Genomic DNA, 312 nt, shown 5'->3' on the forward strand with positions numbered 1-312 from the left:
TCCAACAGTTACAGATGTCACAATGGAAAGTGTTGATAAGACATCAGAAGCACCACAAGGACAAACACAAACTGGAAAACCAGAATTCACAATTTCAAGTCCAGATGTACAAATTACAGGATACAAACTAGTAGATCCAGTAAGTAAAACACCTGTAGATAGTACTGAAATCGAAGTTCCAGACCAAGGAAGATATAAGATTGACAAGACAACTGGTCAAGTAACATTTATTCCAAAACCAGGATACACAGGAACAACTGACGGAATCACAGTACAAGCAACAGATGAAAACGGAGAAACAAAAGATGCGAA

At 37.8% G+C, this 312-nt stretch carries 1 protein-coding gene; it reads left to right on the plus strand.

Going from position 1 to position 312, the window contains the following annotated elements:
• Nucleotides 1-312: Ig-like domain-containing protein (locus tag N8L39_RS09295; protein ID WP_261010811.1), on the plus strand; the 312-nt coding region annotated here is incomplete at both ends.

The organism is Streptococcus mitis, from assembly GCF_946190285.1.
GTDB classification, from domain to species: Bacteria; Bacillota; Bacilli; order Lactobacillales; family Streptococcaceae; genus Streptococcus; species Streptococcus mitis_CP.